Genomic DNA, 5,514 nt, shown 5'->3' on the forward strand with positions numbered 1-5,514 from the left:
CGCTTAAATCAAACCCCAAACCGAGCCGGAAACTCCAATCTTCAAAAACACAAATAGTCTCAAATCATTCGACGACGGACACTACAGCCGAACCCGCCATGTTGTTTGACATCAACAACCATGCTCTCCGCCTGACCTTTTCGGAGGAGCTTGCACCCGCGCTGCAGCGGGTATTTCGCAATTTCAGACTTCATGATGGTGCCACACAGGCGGATGAGCTCGAGATTCGCGGTGACGGCAATGGCAAGTTCCTCCTGCGCTACAAGGACGCTGTACTGCTCGAGGAGCTTACCAGCGAGACGCTGTTCCTGCACCTGTGCCGCGAAATCGAAAGCATATTTGCGGCAAGTTCCATCGATACCGTGCTTCGGGCCGGGGCCGTATCCGAGGGGGAACACGCAGTGCTTGTGGCAGGGCCTGCGGGCTGCGGAAAGTCAGCGCTGACGGCCTGGCTCCTTCGCCGGGGCTTTGGCTACCTCGCCGACAATTGCGTGAGCCTCGCAAGCAGCTATGCCGAAAAACATGGCAGGCCGGCAGCAATCTCACCCCTTCCCATGCCCCTCACTATGCACCCGCACTGGGAGGGAGCACAGCAGATTGATCCTGCCCAGATCATTCAGATCGCTGACCAAGGCATCATCGCAAGGCCCGAGGTGGCAGAAATCGGCGCGGATCAGATCGCCGACACCCGACTGGCCATCTATCCATGTTTCCACGAAGGCGCGCGGCTTGACATTTCCCCTTTGTCTGCCGCCGAATTCCAGTTTCTGCTGGCGCAGTCGCACCATCCCAACCAGACGATGACCGTCTTCAATGCGTCGCGGATTGCGGCCTTTGCAGCGCGGGTCCCTGCGATATCCGTGCGTTTTGGCAGCTACCGCCAACTGGAGGGCACGCTCGACCGTTTCATACGGCAATTTCTGCAGGAAGCCCCGAGGCCCAACCTGCTTCGTGGGTGTTGTCACGTTAACTGGGCTACAGTTGCCTGCCTGACGGTTTGGGCGTAAATTTTGGCGATGCAGACATCAGTTATCATCTTCAAGCGTCACCGTTTTCCGCCACAGCTTATTGCTCATGCGGTGTGGCTTTATCTGCGGTTCAACCTTAGTCTGCGTGAAGTTGAGGAAATGCTGCTTGAGCGTGGAATCGACGTATCATACGAGACAGTTCGTCGTTGGATCGCCAAGTTCGGCCCCCAGATCACACGCAACTTGCGGCGGCGTCAGGCGCGCCCNGCTCCGCTCCTACGGTGCAGCAAAGGCAGAAGTGGCACCCGGCCTTGACCATTGGTCGCACAAGGGCCTCAATAATCGGGCCGAAAATAGCCATCTGCCGTTTAGGAAACGGGAGCGAACCATGCAAGGTCATCTGTCACCTGGAGCGTTGCAACGGTTCGTCTCCATGCACTCAGCGACCCGCAATTGTTTCTCTGTTCCATCTCGTCGCCGAGCCGCACACACAATTCGCTACCATCGCCTCGAAGCTTTCGATGCATGGAAAATTGCGGCCTGTTTCGCCTGAATATCTACGAGCCCCTGGCCTTTCCGGCCAGAGAAACTTAACGTGACAACACCGCTTCGAGCGACAGAGCGCGCAGCACTGGTCAGCGATTCTTGGTGACGGTGAACGCGTGCCCAAAGTCGTGACTCGGCCGCAGGAACAGCCTGAAACGGAAGAAGATGCCGGGGCGTTCTACGTCACGGCCCAGGATGTGATTGAGGCGACCGGACTGCCCAAACACTGGTTCACAACCCCGGAATACCGTGCCAGGAAGCAGGTTCCACATCTGGCCTTGGTTGGCAGCGTCCGCTTCTCGCTGCAAGCCCTCTGGGAATGGGAGCAAAACCACAGCACTGTCGGTCGGCCGCCGGAGCCCAAGGCACCCCGACAACCAGATACGGAGCCAGAGCCTGCACCGCCATCGCGCGTGCCACTATGGCATGAACTCGCCCGGGAACTGGACAGAGAACAGTTCGATTCCACTTCGTAGTCCGAACAAATGTCCCCGGTTTTGGCCCAAAGTCCACCGTTTCGGCCATTTGTCCCTTGAAGGTGGAACACGGAACCGAACCCGCGTCCGCTTTCAGAACCAGATAATAACGCATGGCTCCTGAGTCCGCCGATTCGACGATTTGGCCAAATGCTTCTGGGCATAGAGCAAGTCCGTAAATCCCGGAACTTCAAGCGCTTGCTGACCAAGTGCCAGACATACCAGCTTGTATGACTAAAGACCGCAACTTGGCCACTGCATCGGTGGGATCGTGGGGCAGCGTGGCGAAGCTGATTTTCTTCCCGCTATCAAGGCTCCAAGGGTTGTTCTGTTCGGCATGGGGCGTATCAGGTTTGGATGGGTCGAAGGGATATGCCAAGAGTCCCCAGGTCAACAGTCCTTCAGGAGCTTGAAAGCGTCCCAGATAGGCGGCCATCTGGTACAGGTCGTCGCGCTGCGGCCCATTTGGTGAGCTGGCAGACGGATGAAGGGACTTGTATTTGGCGTCAACAACGCCCCTGATGGTGGAGCCTGAAAGCAGGATGGCGTCGGGTATCAATGTGCCCAAACCTCGGCCCGAGACTTCGCTGTGGAGCAGCTTCTTGGTGGCAGACTTATCTCGGGTGCCGTGAGTCACGGTCAACGGTGCAGCAGCTTTCCGCAAAATACTGAGCACATACATTTCCCACAGCTCGGCAACGTCGAGCAGCACACCTTTCGTTTCGCCACTGGCATCAATATCAGCAGCAAGCCCCCTTCGGTTTGCAATCTGCCGCGACAACTCAGCGATAGGCGCAAAGCCTGCGGTCATCGGCGTATATCGAATCCGATCCAGTTCAGCCTTCGTCGGTACGCGTGGTCGCGCCCCGGTGACAGCCATCAGATGGGGCAGGAGTTCCTTGGCACGCTTCGGAAGCCATTTTTCGTCCGGCACCCCAAGCCACCGCCGCAGCACTTCGTAGGCAGCGACGATGGCGTCAGATGCAGCGTGATCTAGCGTTCGCTCTGAACGGATGGAAACAACCTGCCCACCACCAGCGGCGATCAAGCGCAGAGATGCAGGGACATCAAGCCGTCCCCTGACAGTCGCGCCTTTCGTAGCCACTTCACGGCGAAGCGCAGGCAGCCCATGCCGTGCCGCCTCGATGAAACCATGGGCCCAAACGGACGCGAGGAGTTGGGCAATAAACGATTCGTCCTCCCTGAGCTTCCCGGGCGCGTCGGTCAGCACGACCGACGTTGCTTCAAAAAGCCAATTCCGAAGCGTGGCCAGGCCAAAACGTGGCTCGATGGTCAGGCTGTGCCCCTCGAAGGAAATTGAGCCAACGTACCGGCCAGCCCACCAAGTGCCGTCCCATGCGCAGTAGACGATTGGTTCGTCCTCGTCCCTTTCGCCGGAAATGGGCACGACAAGGCTCGAGGCTTGGACTTTGGTTGCAAGCTTACGGAGCCAGTTCGCCTCCGCCGCTGTCGGTGGCGGGACAAGCGGCGAGCAGTCACGCGCAACTAGTTTCACTCTGCCACCGACGGCTTGAGCAAGACCTTGGATAGCCGGTCGAGCTCGGTATTGCGTGCGTTAGCGTCCAGCCCAGCGAGGTACTGCTCCAATAGTGGGCGAAGAGATAGGTTCCACACCTGCACAACGGGCTCCAGCGCTTCACCCTTCTTGTTCCAAAGGTAGTTCTGTTTACGCGAAGGTCGAGCACCGAGGAAATTGCGCAGGAACACGACCACGTCAAGCAGATAGGTGTGCCCGATCTCGTACTGCGAGCCAAGCAGCGGGCTGTCGTGGATCTGCTTGTTCAACGCCGCTGCAGCTGCCGCCAATTTGCGGAAGTCCGGTTCGATACGATCCCACTCCAAGCCCGATTCCAGATCCTTCCACTTCGATTCGGCGGCACCCACCAGAGCCTCGGCGTCAAACGGGCAAAGTAGCCACAGGAAACGGCGGCGCAGCGCGAAGTCGATCTGCTCGATGGACTGGTCAATCAGGTTCATGGTGCCGATCACGTACAGATCGTCGGGGATGCGCAGCTTCATTGCTGCCCCGTCGCCATTGCGTGCCGGAAGCTCAATCGTCTGATTGCGATCCTCAAGCAAGGAGAAGCATTCGCCGAGCATCCGACTCAGATCCGTCCGGTTCATTTCATCCAGTATCAGGATGTGCGGCAGACGTTCCGCGCGTGGCTGTCGCTCGATGTCCTCAATCAGTTTCGGAAGGTAGCCAGCTCGATATTCCGTGCCACCGCCATTCGAAATGTGGAGTGCGCGAATGAAGTCCTCGTAGCTGTAGGCCGGGTGCAGCTGCAGTCGATGCACGTTGTCGCGGATCGCGGATTCGATAGCAGATTGCGACTGGAAGTAGCGAGCCGGGCCCATTTGGCTCAGTGCCGCAGATCGGATGACACGCTCAGCCAGCTTCTTGGCGCGAAAAGTCTTGCCAGTACCCGGCGGTCCGTAGAGGACGATCTGCTTCTTGTGCTGGATGATCTCCAGCGGCGCACCTTCAGATGCGCCCTCGCTGTCGTCGTACCAAGCCTCGACAAGCGGCGACCAGTAAAAGTCCAGCTCCTGGTTGGGAAGCAGCTTTTCGAGCTCCTGGCGAATGGCCAAGATCGCCCGGTCATCATCCTCTGCTTCGGCAGTGACCAGTCCCGAGAAAGCCTTGATGACTCTGCGCTTGTGATTGCCACTTGCTATGCGCTCGAAGTGCTCGGGAAACAGGAGGTGGAGGAGCATGTGCCGAAGCTGCTTCGACTCGGCATCTTCTATGCTGTCAACGATCTCTTGAAAGAGCCACGGATCGGCGGCCACCTGTGCCTGCCGGTCCTGCGGTAACTTTTTCCATGCGATGGCGAGCTCGATCAGAAAGGCGATTTCGAAGGGACGACGGGTGTTGTAGCCCTGGCCGCCACTGCCGATCCCGTTGGCGAAGGCTGCTGACACAGGGTGTGACTCCGGCAGGCTGTCACCGCCCCACCCGAGCACCTCGCTCACCACCTGTCGCTTGCGTACGCCTCCGACATTGGAGGGGAACAGGAAGTACACGCTCAAGATCTCTGCTGCAAGGCGTGACACATCCTGCCCGGCCTTGCCAACCTGATCTCTGAACTTGTCGATAAACGTGCGATCGCCTTCGTCAGGAGTTGCAACGAAGGCCTTGTGGATGCGATCCAGAACGTCAGGCCGCCAAACGGAAGCGTCGGCGAACAGCAGTGAGCCGTCGTTCAGGAGGCAGTTGGTCCGGAATGCATCAGCCGCTTGGTAGATTTTGGTTGTGTCGTGTTCTGAATAGCGGGCCATAGCATCCTCAATTGACGTTCGTAGGCAGAAAGCGCTGACCGATGCACTTCCCAAGCGTAGGTTGCCAAGCTCCATCGCCAGCAACAGCCAAGATTGGCCTTGGCTTTCGCCTCTCCCTGATGTAATGTAACATCCATCAGTGTCCGACATCAACGCCCATGAGACCAAATTGTATTAATTGAGAAGAGAGGGTTTTCGGCTCATCATAGCTTTATCAAAGG

4 protein-coding genes and 1 pseudogene are annotated in these 5,514 nt (G+C 58.0%); 3 read left to right on the plus strand and 2 right to left on the minus strand.

Annotated elements, in window-relative coordinates; genetic code table 11:
• The 3 genes and pseudogenes from ACFO1V_RS02340 to ACFO1V_RS02350 form a co-directional block, all read left to right on the plus strand.
• On the plus strand, positions 1–1,007 hold a 1,007-nt coding region (locus ACFO1V_RS02340; protein WP_380075047.1), incomplete at its 5' end, for a phosphoenolpyruvate carboxykinase (ATP).
• 9 nt (positions 1,008–1,016) lie between these two features.
• A pseudogene (locus ACFO1V_RS15490) lies at positions 1,017–1,521 on the plus strand (IS6 family transposase).
• A 109-nt stretch (positions 1,522–1,630) separates the two neighbouring features.
• Complete coding sequence (locus tag ACFO1V_RS02350) at positions 1,631–1,990, plus strand: hypothetical protein (protein ID WP_380075048.1); 360 nt, start codon at positions 1,631–1,633, stop codon at positions 1,988–1,990.
• A 190-nt stretch (positions 1,991–2,180) separates the two neighbouring features.
• Here the strand turns inward: ACFO1V_RS02350 and ACFO1V_RS02355 are convergent, their stop codons facing one another.
• Positions 2,181–3,506: a 5-methylcytosine restriction system specificity protein McrC gene (locus ACFO1V_RS02355; RefSeq protein WP_374834672.1), complete on the minus strand. Its 1,326-nt coding sequence runs from the start codon at positions 3,504–3,506 to the stop codon at positions 2,181–2,183.
• Positions 3,503–5,293 carry an AAA family ATPase gene (locus tag ACFO1V_RS02360; RefSeq protein ID WP_374834670.1) on the minus strand — a complete coding sequence of 597 codons (1,791 nt, stop codon included), beginning with the start codon at positions 5,291–5,293 and terminating at the stop codon, positions 3,503–3,505. The genes ACFO1V_RS02355 and ACFO1V_RS02360 overlap by 4 nt, the downstream gene beginning before the upstream one ends.
• Positions 5,294–5,514: the final 221 nt, after the last annotated feature.

Origin of the sequence: Daeguia caeni, assembly GCF_042653845.1 — a bacterium.
GTDB lineage: Bacteria > Pseudomonadota > Alphaproteobacteria > Rhizobiales > Rhizobiaceae > Brucella > Brucella caeni.

Excerpts from the sequence above, each read along its gene's own strand:
- ACFO1V_RS02360 (WP_374834670.1), bottom strand. The coding sequence starts at position 5,293 with ATGGCCCGCTATTCAGAACACGACACAACCAAAATCTACCAAGCGGCT.